Consider the following 16,597-nt stretch of genomic DNA (forward strand, 5'->3'; position numbering starts at 1 on the left):
TTTTCCAAGTGTCAACCGGAGGGAAACTACGTTTCTTTACATTGCCATACCAGACTCACCCTAACAAGCAGGGCTGCGAATCGCCGATTGGCGGCCTGCAGCCCTGCTCTTATGGTACGCCTTAAGCGTGTATGCTTTTTCGTTCAGGTCTGTCTGTTGCTTGTTATACTCCCGAGAATGGAGCTGCGCCGCGGGCGGCAGTGTTGCAGAAAAACGTGCCGGTTTCACCACGGATGGCGGCCCCCGCCTTCTCCAGGGAGGTGATGACGGCGCGGCGTCCGGGCTTGGACTCCACGAATCGTAACGCCGACTCTACCTTCGGTAGCATACTGCCTGCCGGGAACTGACCTTCGGCGATCCATTCCCGCGCCTCTTCCGGAGACACCTGGTCCAGATTGCGCTGCTGCGGCGTGCCATAGTGGATAGCCACTTTGTCCACCGCCGTCAAAATAAACAGGTCGTCCAGATCAAGCTCAGCGGCCAGCCTGGCACTCGCGGCATCCTTATCGATGACTGCCTGCGCCGGAACGAGCGCATCACGCTCCTCATACACAGGAATACCCCCACCACCCGCTGTAATGACGATATGACCGGCTTCCACCAGCTTCTTTACCGCTTCCGCTTCCACGATACGCACTGGCTCCGGTGAAGCCACAACCTGCCGATAGCCACGGCCCGAATCCTCAATGAAGATCATATTGTCCGCCTTGGTTTTCTCCGAGGCCTCCTCACGGGTGTAGAAGCTGCCAATCGGCTTGCTCGGTGAACGAAATGCCGGATCATCCTTCGCGACTACCGACTGAGTAACCACCGACACCACCTCCTTGCGGATACCCCGAACCAGCAATTCTTCCCGGAGCGCATTTTGTAGGTGATAACCGATGTAAGCCTGACTCATCGCCACGCAATCGTTCAATGGCACCGGCGGAATTGTACCGTCTGCCGTACGAGCCAGCCGGAAGGCCGACTCAATCATGCCGACCTGCGGTCCGTTGCCGTGCGAGATTACGACCCGATGGCCTTGCGCAATCAATTCGGCTATCGCTTTGGCAGCATGCGCTGCAAGCTCCCTCTGTTCCTCAGGCGTGTTTCCCAAGGCGTTACCGCCTAGCGCAATCATAATTTTGCCCATATAGACTCACTCCTCCCCGTGATAACGGCTTACGTAAGCCAACAGCGCACGCTCAAAACATGGCTGCGGCGGATGAACAAGGCCAGCTCCAATTTGGCCTACTCCTGCTTCCTTATGAGCCATGCCTGTATTAATCACCGGCAGAATTCCTGTTTCCAGCACCTTACGAATGTCGATGCCAAATGCAGAGCCGCGAAAATCAAGGTTCGGGATGGTATATTGGTTGTTTTCAGAAACGCAGATATCGTACATTTGCGTACTGTACCCGATGGCATCCTCAACCGTTCCTCCTACGAACTGGACGATGGCAGGTGCGCCGCCCATGGCGAAGCCGCCGATTCCCATTGTTTCCGTGATCGCACTGTCACCCAGATCTGGCGCGGCATCATTCTCGGTATAACCTGGGAACACCAGACCCTTGACCTGGTTAGCGGCAAAGGTGAACCATTCGTCCGTTCCCATTCCGCTGACCCGGATGCCGAATTCTACCCCGTTGCGGGCCATTGTCGTGACGACGGTCGAATATTCGATGCCATGTCCCGCATCAAGCGACACCTTGCAGGCCGGCATCGACAGGTTGAGGAAGTAATGATCATTGCCTTTAATAAAAGCGAGCGTCTCCCGCAATGCGCCCCCGTCGAGTTCCGCTGCAAGCAGGTGACTGCTTATTTCCTTATAAAAAAGCGAGGTGGCCGCTTTGTTGCGATTATGGCATTCGTCTCCCATATGGAGCGACTGGGCGATAATCGCCTTCAGATCGATGCCACCGCTCCCCGCCAGCGCCTTCTTCAAGGCCGGCGCGAACACATCCCTGATCCAGTTCAAGCGCCCGATGACTTCGCCCGAAAAGGCCCCGAATCGCAGCACCTTACCGAGTCCTTCGTTGACCGTGCAGTAAGCCCGGTTGCCGTGCTCCCGGTTCTCAATGATATGCACCGGCATCGAAGGGGAGATGACTCCGGCCATCGGCCCGACCGCCGCGTATTCATTGCAGGGGGCAAAACGAATATCGCCTGAGCCTGCCAGTCGGCGTGCTTCCTGCTCATCCTTCGCCTTGCCTTCGAATAGCAACGCGCCGATGACCGCGCCCTGCATCGGTCCACACATCTTCTCCCATGAAACAGGCGGTCCGGCATGCAGGATCAGGTGATCGTCCATGCCTGGAATCACGTCCTTCGCTGTTCCAATATCCACAAGATAAGGGTGGGCTTCCTTGATGCGCTGCACGGCCTGACGGTTCGCCTCTTCGATCCGTTCATCGTCCGCCGTCTTATCCAACGCCGCAAGCAGAGCGGGATTGCCACCGGCGGGCGGCTTCCAGGCGAATTGCACCGCCTCCGCCCGCTGCAGATCAAGGTCATTCTTAAAAATAGATGTACCGATATTGATAATGCCAAGGGGTCCCTCAAACAGATTGTGTGCCATCTACGCTTCCTCCTTTGCGCCGCCGACCAGCCTCGCGGCCAGCAGAGCAGCTTCCATGTTGCTGTCCGCTACCAAAACGCCTGCCTCTTCCAGCATGCGGGTCTGAGATGCCTTGTCCTGCTTGTCCAGCTCGGTTCCGCAAATATAAGCGATAACGGGCAGGTAGCGCCCCTCTCCCTCAGCCAGGCGTTTTGCCTCACGGATTGCTTCGATACTGATTCCCGCCGGGTCTTCATGGGAACCGAAGCCAAGCTCAAAGTCGAGAAACAACACAGCCGTAGCCGGGTCCTTCGCCTCCTGCACAATTCTGCCGTTGCGCAGGGAAGGCTCAATCATCGGATGCGGCCGCCCGACCGTAAACTCATCGTCACCGAGATCCAGCAGCGTATGCCCCTGGCTGACAGACACATCCTTCAGCTTTTCCTCCACCTTTTTGGCCACATTACTTCTAACAGACAGCCCTTCTTCCCGCAAAATGGAGAGCGCCTCGGCGGTCAGCGTCCCGCCGCAGAACAATCCGCGAACGTCCGTTTGTCCCGCTGCAAGCTGGCTACGCTGACGGTCGGCTTCCTTCACCAGCTCTCCAAAACGACTGCTTTCTTCCCTGACAGCTTCGGGATTCAGTAACCTGGCTGCCAGACGAGCCGCGTCCAGCAGCGTAGAAGCCGCTTCATAGCCCGCCTCCCGTAGCGCAGCCGTATCCCCGTCCAGAAAGCAGATCACCGACGGCTTGGACGAGCCTTCCAGTTCACGCAGGATGCGGCGCTGCACGTCGGGATGGGGAGGCTTTGAGATGAGTACGATAACCTCAGTAGCTTCGTCGGTCTGCAGGGCACGGATACCCTCCAGCATCATGATTCCGCCGATATCCTCATGCAGGTCGCGGCCGCCGGTGCCGATGGCCTGGGAAATGCCCAGCCCCAATCGATGAAGCTGAACCGTGACTTCCTGCAAGCCCGTGCCTGATGCCGCCACCAGGCCTATAGAGCCGCGCCGGACGTCATTGGCGAAGCAGAGGCCGGTTCCGTTAATAATGGCCGTGCCGCAGTCTGGCCCCATGACAAGCAGGCCTTTGCCCGCAGCCATTTCTTTAATCCGCTTCTCATCTGTAAGCGACACATTATCGCTGAAGATCATCACGTTCAAGCCGCGCTTCAGCGCTTGCTCCGCTTCCCTTGCCGCATATTCGCCCGGCACTGAAATAATGGCCAGATTGGCCTCCGGCAGCGCCTGAACGGCTGCTCCCCACGTATGAATCGTACCTTCCCCTTTTTTCTTTTTACCTTTTTGCGCATTCAGCAACTCGTCAATCACCCGGAACGCTTCTTCCAGCGCCTCCACCGATTCGGCTTTGACCGCCAGAATGAGGTCGTTCTCTCCGCTTGCGTTTACTTCTTCCGTCAGCATGCCAACACCCGCAAGCAGTTCCTTGTTCATGGGCGTCGCCATGGAAACAACGGCTTCGACGACACCGTCCAGACCATTAATCTGGCCAGTCAAAGACATCAAGGCTACGGAATCATGATAGGCATTGTTTTGAATCGCTATTTTGGTTTGCATGGTTTCCCCTCCGCTTCCATACGTCTAATGTTTCCAATCCGAAGGCCATTCCGGCCAGCATATCCGTTCCCGAAGTAGAGCCGAGCGCCATTAAACGCCGCGCCTCCTCCTCCAGGGACTTCTTCTCGTTGCCGAAGCATACTCCCATTACACCAAGAGCTGCCTCGTTCGCTTCCCCGGCCAGCGTCCGCTTTAGCATTTCACCAGCCAGGAAAGTAGTCTGCCCCTTCACTCGGCTGAGCCAGACATCACCGTGGACAGCCGCCCACTCACGAAATGCAGGACGGGCGGCGAAGAGCACACCGAAGAATCCGGCCAGAAAGTCATCCGCAGACGGTGTCAATCCGATGCCAAGTCCAACGATCCCTCCCGCCGCCTCATACAGTTGTTCTTCCTTCCCGGTACGCATTAGCAGATCAAGTAATGTCAACTTGGCATACAGCGCCCGTTCATGCAGCGTCTCCAACTGTACCGCGCAGCCGGCACACAGCAGCCACGGGCGCCCGGCTCCCCCGGGCTTGGCCCAGCGCCGTAGAATAGCCGTCAGCTCGGCGGCTGTTCGTACAGGAGCAGCGGACAGGGCAAGAGGAATAGCCAGTGACACAAGGGCGGCTCCGCCCCAATGACAGACCAGCGAATCGGATAAATGAATCATTTTACCATCTATTCGAATTTGTTTACCTGGTTTAATGTTAGTGCATAGCACTCTAAAATCGGATTCCCGATTTATGACAGCCATGCCAGGTGCCATCACGGTGGAGGGAACGGCCAGGGTTAGCAGCAGTTCCCCCTCTTCACCGCAAATATTGACCGTAGAACGAAATACGCTATGAATATAAGCACCGCTCCCCGAGCGGGCGAGAGGAAGGCGCAAGCCCGCATCCCGCTTGATCGCTTGCAATGCCGTTACGCCTGCCATCCTTCCATCGCCCTCCTACTCTCCCACTTTGGGCTCTGTCCGGCGGGGAAGAATCAAATTCAGCATGATGGCCGTAAATCCACCAATCGCCACGCCCGATTCCAGCAATACCGCCAGCGATGAGGGAAAGTGCTCAAAGGCATTCTCCGGGGCAAGCCCAAAGCCAACTCCGAGTGCAAGCGAGGTGGAAAAGATCATCGCCGCCCGTCGGTCGAACGGTCCCGCATCCTTCATCTGGGAGACGCCGGAGCCAACAATCGAGCCGAACATAATGAGTGCCGCGCCGCCCAGCACCGGAGCAGGCATGCCAGCCACGATCGCCGAGAACTTGGGGATCAGTCCCAGCACGATCAGCACGCCCCCGGCCGCCGCTACCGCATAACGGCTGGCAACGCGGGTGATGCTGATTACCCCGATGTTCTGTGCGAAGCAAGTAAGAGAAAAACCATTGAAGATCGGAGCCAATATCGACCCGATGCCATCCACGGAGATTGCCCCGGTCAGATGTTTTTTAGTAATCTCCTTTTTCACCGCCGCTCCCGTGCCATACGTGTTGCCAATACTCTCTAACACGGCCGTCAGTTGAGCAATCATCATGATGGCAATGGCTGAATAGGAGAAGGTCGGCCAGCCGAAATGCAGCAGATCGGGGAAGGACAACCAACTTGCTTGCCCGACATGGCCCAGATCCAGTAGCCCGAATAAAGCGGAGGCCGCATAGCCCGCTGCAATGGCAATAATGACGGAGAAGGACGACAACAGCCCCTTGCGCGACTGGCTGGTCGTCAACAGCACGATCAGTACGAGGCCGCCCACGATATAGCTGGACGGTTGACCATAGAAAGCGCCGTCCCCGCCAGCGAGCCAGGTGAAGCCCAGCGGCAGCAGCCCGATGCCAATCAGAGTGACGATTGTCCCCGTAACGAGCGGCGGTATCAGCTTCTGCACCCGTCCGATAAAGAAGCTCAGAATATAGGCGATAATGCCACATATCATCGAAGCCCCGAATACAGCCTGGATGCCCATCTGGTTGCCAATCGTAATACTTGGAGCGATAAATACAAATGCGGAGCCCATACAAATTGGCAGACGGGCCCCTAGATGCCCCAACCCGAGACATTGAATCAGCGTACCGATACCGCTTGTAATCAGGCTACCCTGCACCAGAATCGTAATTTCAGCGCTGGGCAGACCTATCGCCGCGCCTACGATCAGCGGAACCGCCACCAGGCCCGAAAATAAGGCCAGCACATGCTGTATGCCCAGCAAAAGCAAAGAGGGAAAGGGAGGCCTCTCCTCGATCCCGATAAAACGGTTATTCATGCGGCTCACCCTCTCAAACACAAATAGGATGCGGGAGAGGAAAAGCCGCGTAAACAGCCTGTCCCCTCCATCTGTTGCAAATTACGCCTTGCGCGGACACGGCCTATGCAGTGCCCCTCCTAAGCCTTGGCAATAACGCACACCGGACCGCCACCGTCGGGGCCTTGATGCTCGGCTCCCCCGGATACATAAACAAGCGGGTCGCGGGTAATAGCGGCGATGGCCGCGTTAACGACGGCTCTGGCCGAACGAGTATGGTTAATGTCGGAATCATCCTGCATCGTATTTCTGCGTCCCCTTACAGAGCCCGTGGAACTGGCTTCCGCCTTGGCGAGCACGTTGACGATCCGATCCAGCTCATCCTGCGACGGCAAGCCCTCGAACTCCAGCCCAGCCTGACGCATAGCTGCAAACAAGGCGTCGATGTCAATCGCGTCCTCCATGACCGCATGGCCGATTTGCAGTTCGCTTGCCGTCTGTTCGGCGTTTCCGATGACGATGATTTCGTCCTTAAGCAATTCTACGCCGGCGGAAGTCGAAGCAACGCCGGAATACAGGTTCCAGTCCTTGCAGATTACATCGTCGCTCAGTTGACTTTCCTGCACTTCGCCTAGCGCCAGCGCCACACCTAACGCCGATGCGCCCCGGGAATACGCCATTGATTTGTACGTGTCCTGCACGGCCACCTTCTGGCCACGTGATTTCGCATCTTCTATACGATCCGCCGTCAAGAGCGGACACTTGATCTGCACAAAATGGACGTCCTGCGGATCTTTGATGCCCGCATCCTTCATTGCGGCACGCACCCCGTTGGCCACTTCCTTCACCTGGGCCATCCGTCCAATCTCTTCGGGCAGGAAATCGCGAGTGAACGAAATGCCGGCGGCCAGACGTTTGCCTTCCTTGGCCGGTTCATCCGTTTCCTTACGGGAGAATACGGTCAGATGGGGCGACATCACGCCTTCGGTTCCACCCGACATGACGAAGGCGATTCGTTCCTGTACCTCTTTAACCGAAAGGTTCAGTTGCTCAGCCATGAAATAGGACAAAGTCTGTGTCGCAAAGCCGCGAGTGAAATCGTTGACGCAGCCGTTGCCTTCCGTTTTGCCTAATACGGCGATAATATCGCGGGGGTCAAGGCGCCCCTCGTCAATCAGCTTTTTCAGCCCGGTTACATCATCCGGCGAGGCGGTAGGGATACGGAACACTTCAACTTTTCTCATCTTTTCATTCCTCCGTTTGATATAGTCAGATCAATGTATCATCAGAAAAAGAATCCAAGAACACAGAGCAGTGCAGCCACGGCGATCATGTAAGGCGCATTGATTTTAACGATTCGCTGAATGTCGAGCTTGAACGATTGCGACAGGGAAGCGACGTTAATCTGCACCGGGCTCATTTGGGTCCCCACGCCAACGGCAAGCGCTGCCAGACCAATCTGCAACAGCGACAACCCCGATTCCACCATGATCGGCATGACAAGGGTACTGACACCCACGCTATAGCCTCCCGCCGGAATGGCGATACAGAAGGCAATCAGCACGGCAACGGGTACGGTGACGAAGGTCGGAGCCGATTTAATAAAGCCGGCGATATAGGAGAACGTCCCGATTTCCGCCAGGATATTGATGAAGCCGAGAAAAATACCGATGGCAAACAACTTAGTGAGCAGAAAGGAAGAGTTCTGCACCAGGTCCTCCGCGATCTCACCAGGCTTCCGCTTGGTAACGGCAAAGGCCAGCAATAACGTACTGAACATATTAAATACGGGATTGAACAGCGCGTAGTCCATCAGGCCGTTCAGGTTTTTGCCCGCTACTACAATAATCAGGAAATAAATCGGTGGCAGCGCTTTAACCAGTTGCTCCTTCAGGTTGACCGCAGGTGCGGCCTCTCCTTCCTCCTTCATGAGACTGCCGCTTCTCCAGACTCCAAAAGCAGCGACCGCCATACCCACCACCCACAGGCTAACCGCCAGCGGAAACATCGTTTCGCTGTAAGCCGATATTTCTACACCGGCAATCTTTGAAATGGTAGCCGCGTCTGCGCCCGAAGGCGAGGTCATGAAGCTAGCCGCGGTCACAATGGCCATCCCTGCAATCAGTGGTGGTGAGGCTCCAATGACAGCGAATGCGAGTGGTCCTGTCACCATGGTATTGCCTGCGCCAAGCCCCGCCGCATAGGTGGCCAGCGCTTGAATCAGCACGATAGCCGCAGCGATCAGGTATTGCCGATGGCCGATTACCCGGCGGCTGAGACCCAGCAGCGCCTCGAAGCCACCCAACCTGGCCAGTACAAGCGCAACCGCGGAGTAGATGACAGGCGTAATGATTCCCGTCATACCGGGAATCGATTCGGCCACAATTTGACCGGCCTGGGCAAAGCCGATTCCTCCGACAAGCATCGCCGTCAGCCCACCGGCGAGTCCGGCCAGAATCATATGCTTGTTCCGCAGGACAAGCACCAGCATGACCAGCAGTGGCAATAATACCAGTATCTGCATAAAAGGGCCTCCATTACTTCAATTTACTGTTTGTAAGCACTTACAATTAAATTATAAAGAGACGGGCCCGCCCTCACCATGGCAGAATCGCATAAAAAAAAGAAACGCTTTTTAGCACATTTCGACAAAAAACGCCCGGTATGCCATCCGGGCGTTCAGACCTGCTTGCACTTATTTTTCACGGCTCTCTATATAGCAAGAGAATTGCAGCAGCCATCGTGGTTAATCCTTACCAACGGCAAGCAGATAGGTATGCATTTGATAGGCCAGTGCCAGCTCCGCCAGCACTAGACCGTCATTCGTATCAACGCCGAGTTCCTTTAGCTTATCCAGCCGGTATCGCAGCGTATTGTAGTGAATATACAGCTCTTTGGCCGTCTTCTGCAGATTGAAGCCATTCTTGAGCAAGCAGAGCAGCGTTTCCAGCAGATCGGTTTCCTTGCTTCCGTTGTTGAGCAAGAACCCCAGCTTTTCCTCCACGTAGCGGCTTAACGCATCCGGCTCGGAAAGGCGGTGCAGCAGCTTGTAGACGCCGGTCTCGGCATAGCAGGACACAAACGGTCCTGGACCTTGCAGCTTCCGCGTGATATCCAGCGCAAACTTGGCCTCCTCCTTGGCATCCTTCAGCCGTTCGAAAGACGGGGCCGCATTGGAAATGCCGATGCCGAGATGAAGCTTATCCTTATAATAAGCGGCGATGCCTTCGCCAGCTTCCTTCAACCGTTCGGCAAAGCCCTGTCTCTTCGGCAGATTAACGAGGCATAACAGCGCATCATCATGATAAACGATTTTGCAACTGCGGGAAGTCAGTCCAAGCCCGCCCGTCATCGCCTGCTCCACGACGCCTTCAGCCAGCAGGTCCGCATACCGGCTCCGTTGCCGTTCCGCATCTTCCTCAAATACCTGGATTGCTAGTACAGCCAAGGGGAAGGTCAAATCCCAATCAAAGAACTTCGCCTTCTCCTCCGCCTCCTGCAAATGTGGAAATTTGCCGTTAAACATATCGCGGATAAAAGAGTCGAGGTAATTGCGTTCGGTCTCCCGAAGCGCCAGCTCCCGCTGAAACAGAAAGGCGCACAGCATCGAGGCCTGCTCTAGCCCCACAATCAAATTGGTGGGATTCGATTCCTTCTCCAGCAGCGCAATCAGATAACCAAGGTTTTCACTGCCGGCCGCTATCGGACGGTGCAGCACCTGTCCGTCACCATATGTCACACCCTCCACGGAAACGGTCAACTCCCCCTGCGAAAGGGCTGTCTCCCAAGATCTGGATTCATCCGTTCTGCCCAGCATACACCCGGCTCCTTCTCCAAACGAAGCCGACTGAAGATGGAAATAACGGTCTACAAACAATACCGGCAGGCCAAACAATTCCGAAACGGTCGACAACAGCTTATGAAGATCTGCCCCTTCCAGCAGCAGGCCCATCAGCTTCCCGTGGATGTTGTCCCGGTACTCCAGCATCCTCGTCTTGTTGCCGAGGAATAGCTCCAGAATATCGTTACTTAGCTTGGACAAGTTGGCGTTGTTCGGCAAAATCATCAGCGGCATCCGGAACCGATCGGCCTGCTCCAGCATAATGGGCGGCACGTCATGAATATAACGTCCCAACTTGAGGGCTACGCAAGATACCTGCTTGTCCACCAGGTTGGGGATAAAAGACCGGATCGCCTCCTCGTCGTCGGCAATCGGATACAGCGTCGTCAGCAGCAGACCCAACGGATCGACATATTTGTAAATGTCGGGAACCTCCATGAAAAACACGTTGTCCACTACATTGGATAGCCCGTCCACGCCGGCCTTCACATATACATCAGCAAAGCTGTTCAGGGATAAAATGTCTTTAACGGTAACTGCTACGATGTCCATCCCCTCCATTATGAAGGGCTTGATTGCCCCCTCTCTAATGTAAATTTAGCAGCAGGTAAAAGCAACTGGTCTCCCCCGAGAATCAATTATCCTATTTCCCTCTATATGCCACTGCATCCATTTGAACTTTAAGCCCATCAGGACCGCCTACGTGGGCGAATTCTGTGGAGATGGTTTTTCTCGCGGGATAATTCCCTTTAAATCGTTCCTTGAACACCTTCTCCATAACAGGAATGTCCCACACGTCTCTAAGCAACACATCTAATTTAACTACGGAATCCAGAGATAGATTCACCTTGGCTAACCGCTCACTCATATTATTGAGGGCGCCTTCCACTTGCTCTTCTACCGAACCTCCGACATTCCCCACACAGAAGCTTAGGAAGATAAAATCTCCAGCTTCGACAAAACCAGCAAAAGCATAGTCTTCGTTGATTTCATGCCTAATAATGTTGCTCATTGTTATTCAGCTCCTTGAATAAATTGGTTGTAATGAACATTACTACAAAAATTATAGAACGTATGTTCCTGTATATCAAATGTCGATCTGATAAATTTTTCTCTGAAATGGATAAAAAAATGACACTCAAAATAGTCATTTTGAATGTCATTTTTATGGTTCTACCCATCAATTTCGTTTAAACCCCCAACCAGCGCTTAAACATATGCTTGGTCGTAGCCTTGTTCATCTCCGCAATGGAAGTCGTTAATGGAATGCCCTTCGGACAAGCCACAACGCAGTTTTGCGAATTGCCGCAGCCCTCAATACCACCATCCTCCATCAATGCATCCAGCCGTTCCTCGGCATTCATTTCACCCGTTGGATGAGCATTGAACAGGCGAACCTGCGAGATGGCTGCCGGACCCATAAAGTTCGTCTTCTCGTTGACGTTGGGACAAGCTTCCAGACAGACCCCGCAAGTCATGCACTTGGACAATTCATAAGCCCATTGCCGCTTCTTCTCCGCCATCCGGGGACCAGGCCCTAAATCGTATGTGCCATCAATGGGAATCCAGGCCTTCACCTTCTTCAGCGCGTTGAACATTCGGGTACGGTCAATCACCAGGTCGCGAACGACCGGAAAGGTCCGCATCGGCTCTACCCGAATCGGCTGCTCCAATTGATCCACCAGGGCCGCGCAAGCCTGACGAGGCTTGCCGTTAATAACCATGGAGCAAGCCCCACAAACCTCCTCCAGGCAATTCGATTCCCAACAGACCGGGGCAGTTGTTTCACCTTTCCCATTCACCGGATTGCGCTGAATTTCCATCAATGCGCTGATCACGTTCATGCCAGGACGATAGTCCAACTCGAACTCTTCGATATAGGACTTGGACTCAGGTTCATCCTGACGCGTTATGATGAATTTAACCTTCTTCACCGTCATTTTGTTGCCGGGTACTTCCGCTTCGGCCATCGCCATGAGTGTTCCCTCCTATTTGTCCTTAGAATAATCGCGAATGCGCGGCGGAATCAGGGATACATCCACCGCCTCGTATGATATTTGCGGACCCTCCGGCGTCCAGGACGCCTTGGTCGTTCTGAGAAATTCCTCGTCATTTCGCTCCGGAAAGTCCGGCTTGTAATGGGCTCCACGACTTTCGTTACGCAGCAGCGCCGAGAGTGTCATCGCTTCCGCAAGCTCCATCATATTCCAGAGCTGACGGGTAAATGTAGCTCCGGCATTGCTCCAGCGAGATGTATCGTTGATATTGATTTTCCCATAGCGTTCCTTCAGTTCCTTAATTTTGCCAATGGTCGCTTCCAATTTATCGTTATACCGTACCACCGTCATGTTGGCGGTCATCCAGTCGCCCAATTCCTTGTGCAGCACGTAAGGATTCTCCGTTCCATTCATCGCCAGCAGACCCTCGTATTTGTCAGACTGCTCCTTGCGACGACTGTCAAACACCGCCGGATTGACGTCCTCGGTCGACTTCTTCAAGCCCCGAATGTATTCGACCGCCTTTGGTCCCGCAACCATCCCACCATAAATCGCGGACACTAGCGAGTTGGCCCCCAGCCGGTTCGCTCCATGGTATTGATATTCGCATTCTCCCGCCGCAAACAAGCCGGGGATGCTGGTCATCTGATTGTAGTCGACCCACATGCCCCCCATGGAATAATGCACCGCCGGGAAAATTTTCATCGGAATCTTGCGTGGATCATCGCCCATAAATTTCTCGTAGATTTCGATAATGCCTCCAAGCTTGACGTCCAGTTCCTTCGGATCTTTATGGGACAAATCGAGGTACACCATGTTCTCCCCGTTGATTCCCAGCTTCATATCAATACATACGCTGAAGATCTCCCGGGTCGCAATATCCCGTGGTACCAGGTTGCCGTAAGCCGGATATTTCTCTTCAAGAAAATACCATGGCTTGCCGTCCTTGTACGTCCAGATGCGTCCGCCCTCGCCCCGCGCCGATTCGGACATCAGCCGCAGCTTGTCATCCCCCGGAATGGCCGTAGGGTGAATCTGAATGAACTCGCCATTGGCATAGGTGACCCCTTGCTGATACACCGCGCTGGCAGCCGTTCCTGTATTAATGACGGAATTCGTTGTTTTGCCGAAAATAATGCCCGGACCTCCGGTCGCCAGAATGACCGCATCCGCAGCGAATGTTACAATCTCCATCGAACGCAAATTTTGTGCGGAAATGCCGCGACAGACACCTTCATCATCAATTACAGCGGATAGGAACTCCCAATTTTCATACTTCGTCACCAGCCCGGCTGCCTCATAGCGACGTACCTGCTCATCCAGAGCGTACAGTAACTGCTGGCCGGTAGTTGCCCCGGCAAAGGCTGTCCGGTGGCGCTTCGTGCCCCCAAAACGACGGAAATCAAGCAATCCCTCCGGCGTACGGTTAAACATCACGCCCATCCGGTCCATCAGATGAATGATGCCGGGAGCAGCTTCGCACATTGCTTTGACTGGCGGCTGGTTGGCCAGAAAGTCCCCGCCATAGACGGTATCGTCAAAATGCTCCCACGGCGAGTCACCCTCCCCTTTGGTGTTCACGGCGCCATTAATGCCGCCTTGCGCACATACCGAGTGGGAACGCTTTACCGGAACAAGCGAAAAGAGCTGCACCGGCACACCCGCCTCCGCCGATTTAATCGTGGCCATCAGCCCGGCCAGGCCGCCGCCTACAACAATCAAGCTTTGTTTAGCCATCTCTATTTCAACTCCTAAACGTTTTGTAGTCCGTATAGACGGATGGTCAAGCCGGGTTGTTCTTCGCGCCCTGGCCTGGCACCGTCCTGTTTCTTATCCAAGGCCTCTGCTGCTTGGGTAAGAGCCTATGCCATGAATGCCTTGATGGTCTCTAGCAAAGCCGTACCCCCGGCCTGGAATTCCGCATCGCGGAATGCGATCAACGACCAGATGAACATCACGGACACGATGGCGAACAAGCCCATGCAAATATAAGAAGATACACGCTGCGAACGGGGACCTACCGTCACACCCCAGCTCACCAGGAACGACCACAAGCCGTTTGTAAAGTGAAACGCCGCAGATACGATACCGATTAAATACAGCACGAAGAATATAGGCTGGTTGACGATATCATGCATCACACCACCCAATTCATCATGTGATACGCGGCCCAGCGCTACTTGCACCCGCGTCTCAAGCACATGCCAAATGACAAAGGCAAAGGCGATCACGCCAGTAATCCGCTGCAATAAGTACCGCAGGTTACGTTCCGTATTGAACCGCCCATTGTTGGGCTTGGCCTGAAAGGCAATGTACATGCCGTAAACGCCATGGTAGAGAAGCGGTAACCAAATCCCGAAAATCTCCAGCAGCAATACCAGTGGCAAGCCGTTCAGGAAAGCTACAGCTTCCCTAAACCCTTCACTGCCGCCCTCAACCGCCGCAAAGTTGGTAACCATGTGCTCCAGCAGGAAAGCGCCCAACGGAATGACGCCCAGAAGCGAATGAAGTTTTCTGGAATAAAACCCTTTCATAAGTGCGTGTACCCCTTTCCTTGGTTGTGCATCTCTTTTTTTGGCTTGCGCATTTGTAAAATAGTTTGTAACAAAAGTAACATGTGAACAACTTGTGTCACTTTTCATGTTACTCCTTTTCATCTTATAATGGAATTGCAATATACTTATTAATTATTATAACGAATGAGCATAAGGAATCCTGTCGATTCCTGTAATGCCGCAAAAAAAGGAGGGCACCATGCTGGAGGAATTTTTGGTATTTACAACGGTTGTGGAGCAGTCCAGTTTAAATAAGGCCTCTAAGGTGCTCAACATCTCGCAGCCGGCTCTATCAAGGAAGATTGTCAAGCTGGAGGAGGAATGGGGGATTGCGCTATTTCACCGGAAGGGTAAAAGGCTTGAACTGACCCGCGTTGGCCAGGAGGCCTACCTGTATGCACTGGAGCAGCGACAACGCCACCAGACCTTCCTGCAAGCAGTCTCTCGCTTCAAGACGGTAGAACGCAGCGTGGTCACACTCGGCGCCAGCCTGACCACCATTCAGACAACACTTCCACCGCTAGTCACGACCTTAATGGAGAAGTTTCCTGATATCGAGCTCAAGCTAGTAACAGGTAAAACGCATGAAATCGTGTCTTATGTCCGTAACAAAAAAGTAGATATTGGCGTCGTAGCCTCTTCGATCAGCGAAACCGGACTCAAATGCCTGCCTTTGTTCCAGGATCATCTGGAACTGGTCGTTCCCCAAGGTCAGGAGCTCTCCACCATCTATCAGAATCAGCGGATCACTATGGAGGACTTGAACGGACAGCCCATGATTGTGTTCTCCAAAGGCACCTGGTATCGCAAGCTGATCGACGACCTGTTTGGACGCTACAGCATCATTCCGGATATACGCATGGAGATTGATTCGTTTGAAGCGATTGTGAGACTCCTGCCCATTTGCAAGGCGGCCGCACTGCTGCCCAAGTCTTACCTGCGCGCCTCCCTGCTGCGCGATAACGGGCTGCTGAGCATTCCCATCTCTGAATTGGAGCAGACCCGCCGGGAGACCTGCCTTATCTACGACGACAAATCAGAGCTTAGTCGGGACATGAAGGAGTGGATTGCCCAAGTACGTCATCGCCTGGTACGAGATTTGTCATTATAAAAAAACAGCCGCTCACAGATTAACACCTGTGCAAGCGGCTGTTTCGCTAGAAATGCATGTTCAAAAAATCGAACTACCTCTATGATTCTTCATTTATCATGTTCTCAAACTGCTCCATCTTCTCGTTCCCACCAATAATGACCATGATATCCCCTTCGTACAACTGGTCCATCGCCGTTGGAGCCACCATGATGTTGCCATCTCTGTGAAGGGCCACTACACTACACGCAAACTGAGATCGTGTATTCAACTCGCCCAGGCTCTTGCCGTGCATACTGGCTGGAACCTTCATTTCCACAATACTGAACTCCTTGGACAATTCAATATAATCCAGCAGATTAGGTGTGACGAGCTGGTGGGCAACCCTTATTCCCATATCACGTTCCGGATAAATGATACGGTCTACGCCCAGTTTCTCCAGTGCGCGCCCGTGAAGCACCGAGATGGCTTTGGCTACCACGGTCTTGACCCCAAGCTCCTTGAGCAGAATTGCGGCCAGAATGCTCATCTGGATGTCATTGCCAATAGCCACAATACCGCAGTCAAAATTGCGCACCCCTAACGATTTGAGCATCTCCTCGTCAGTGGCATCAGCGGCGACGGCATGGGTCAACTGATCGCTCAGTTCCTGGACCAGTTCCTCGTTACGATCGATGCCCATTACCTCATAACCCAGGTCCACCAACTCCAGCGCCAAATTTGAGCCAAAACGCCCCAGCCCAATCACTACAAACTGCTGTGTTCTCATGAAAGGT

Annotated in this window: 14 protein-coding genes; 1 reads left to right on the forward strand and 13 read right to left on the reverse strand. The window is 54.0% G+C overall.

Annotation, left to right across the window (positions count from 1 at the left end; translation table 11 throughout):
* Positions 1-163 precede the first annotated feature (163 nt).
* From arcC to AC1VOR_RS19810, 12 genes are all read right to left on the reverse strand, one after another.
* A complete protein-coding gene (gene arcC / locus AC1VOR_RS19755) occupies positions 164-1,132 on the reverse strand; it encodes a carbamate kinase (RefSeq protein WP_482620368.1) in 969 nt (322 codons plus the stop codon).
* A gap of 6 nt (positions 1,133-1,138) precedes the next feature.
* Positions 1,139-2,557, reverse strand: coding sequence for a YlbE family protein (locus AC1VOR_RS19760; RefSeq protein WP_482620369.1), 1,419 nt, complete (start codon positions 2,555-2,557; stop codon positions 1,139-1,141).
* Positions 2,558-4,117, reverse strand: a complete 1,560-nt coding sequence (gene fdrA, locus AC1VOR_RS19765) for an acyl-CoA synthetase FdrA (RefSeq protein WP_482620370.1) — start codon at positions 4,115-4,117, stop codon at positions 2,558-2,560.
* Complete coding sequence (locus AC1VOR_RS19770; protein WP_482620371.1) at positions 4,077-5,036, reverse strand: oxamate carbamoyltransferase subunit AllH family protein; 960 nt, start codon at positions 5,034-5,036, stop codon at positions 4,077-4,079. The genes fdrA and AC1VOR_RS19770 overlap by 41 nt, the downstream gene beginning before the upstream one ends.
* Before the next feature lie 15 nt (positions 5,037-5,051).
* Positions 5,052-6,359, reverse strand: a complete 1,308-nt coding sequence (locus tag AC1VOR_RS19775; protein WP_482620372.1) for a nucleobase:cation symporter-2 family protein — start codon at positions 6,357-6,359, stop codon at positions 5,052-5,054.
* A 119-nt stretch (positions 6,360-6,478) separates the two neighbouring features.
* Positions 6,479-7,582, reverse strand: coding sequence for a cyanuric acid amidohydrolase (gene atzD, locus AC1VOR_RS19780; RefSeq protein ID WP_482620373.1), 1,104 nt, complete (start codon positions 7,580-7,582; stop codon positions 6,479-6,481).
* 41 nt (positions 7,583-7,623) lie between these two features.
* Positions 7,624-8,862: a hypothetical protein gene (locus tag AC1VOR_RS19785; RefSeq protein ID WP_482620374.1), complete on the reverse strand. Its 1,239-nt coding sequence runs from the start codon at positions 8,860-8,862 to the stop codon at positions 7,624-7,626.
* 222 nt (positions 8,863-9,084) lie between these two features.
* Positions 9,085-10,731 carry a PucR family transcriptional regulator gene (locus AC1VOR_RS19790; RefSeq protein ID WP_482620375.1) on the reverse strand — a complete coding sequence of 549 codons (1,647 nt, stop codon included), beginning with the start codon at positions 10,729-10,731 and terminating at the stop codon, positions 9,085-9,087.
* A 91-nt stretch (positions 10,732-10,822) separates the two neighbouring features.
* Entirely contained in the window at positions 10,823-11,191 is a 369-nt protein-coding gene (locus tag AC1VOR_RS19795; protein ID WP_482620376.1) for a RidA family protein, read from the reverse strand.
* A 178-nt stretch (positions 11,192-11,369) separates the two neighbouring features.
* A complete protein-coding gene (sdhB, locus tag AC1VOR_RS19800) occupies positions 11,370-12,155 on the reverse strand; it encodes a succinate dehydrogenase iron-sulfur subunit (RefSeq protein WP_187377738.1) in 786 nt (261 codons plus the stop codon).
* 12 nt (positions 12,156-12,167) lie between these two features.
* Positions 12,168-13,913: a succinate dehydrogenase flavoprotein subunit gene (gene sdhA, locus AC1VOR_RS19805; protein ID WP_482620377.1), complete on the reverse strand. Its 1,746-nt coding sequence runs from the start codon at positions 13,911-13,913 to the stop codon at positions 12,168-12,170.
* 125 nt (positions 13,914-14,038) lie between these two features.
* Entirely contained in the window at positions 14,039-14,710 is a 672-nt protein-coding gene (locus AC1VOR_RS19810) for a succinate dehydrogenase cytochrome b558 subunit (protein ID WP_482620378.1), read from the reverse strand.
* Between the two features lie 220 nt (positions 14,711-14,930).
* On the opposite strand from AC1VOR_RS19810, the gene AC1VOR_RS19815 reads away from it, so the two are divergent.
* Positions 14,931-15,842 (forward strand): LysR family transcriptional regulator, encoded by a 912-nt coding sequence (locus tag AC1VOR_RS19815; protein ID WP_482620379.1) that lies wholly within the window; start codon positions 14,931-14,933, stop codon positions 15,840-15,842.
* A 79-nt stretch (positions 15,843-15,921) separates the two neighbouring features.
* Here AC1VOR_RS19815 and AC1VOR_RS19820 read toward each other — a convergent pair whose 3' ends face one another.
* The gene (locus tag AC1VOR_RS19820; protein ID WP_482620380.1) at positions 15,922-16,590 is read right to left on the reverse strand and encodes a potassium channel family protein; all 669 of its coding nucleotides are present in this window, start codon (positions 16,588-16,590) and stop codon (positions 15,922-15,924) included.
* Positions 16,591-16,597 lie beyond the last annotated feature (7 nt).

Source organism: Paenibacillus sp. 1SOY10 (genome assembly GCF_056836745.1).